General features: G+C 63.3%; 1 protein-coding gene. It reads right to left on the bottom strand.

All coding sequences use genetic code 11. The features are described 5' to 3' along the window. The coding region (locus IG84_RS38580; protein ID WP_037801490.1) for a cobalamin-dependent protein at positions 1-311 on the bottom strand (311 nt) is incomplete at both ends.

The following is a 311-nucleotide window of genomic DNA, read 5'->3' as shown; positions in this document are numbered from 1 at the left end:
TCCTCCAGGTTCTCCTTCATGATCACCGTGGACTTGACCAGCAGGCCGGACATGCCGATGACATCGGCCTTGTGCTCCTCGGCGGCCTCCAGGATCGCGGAGACCGGCTGCTTGATGCCGAGGTTGACGACGTTGTAGCCGTTGTTGGAGAGGATGATGTCGACGAGGTTCTTGCCAATGTCGTGGACGTCGCCGCGGACGGTGGCCAGCACGATGGTGCCCTTGCCCTCGTCGCCCTCGACCTTCTCCATGTGCGGCTCCAGGTAGGCCACCGCGGTCTTCATGACCTCGGCGGACTGGAGCACGAACGG

Source organism: Streptomyces ochraceiscleroticus (assembly GCF_000720485.1).
Lineage (GTDB): Bacteria > Actinomycetota > Actinomycetes > Streptomycetales > Streptomycetaceae > Streptomyces > Streptomyces ochraceiscleroticus.
This window is presented reverse-complemented; position numbering and strand designations above follow the sequence as displayed.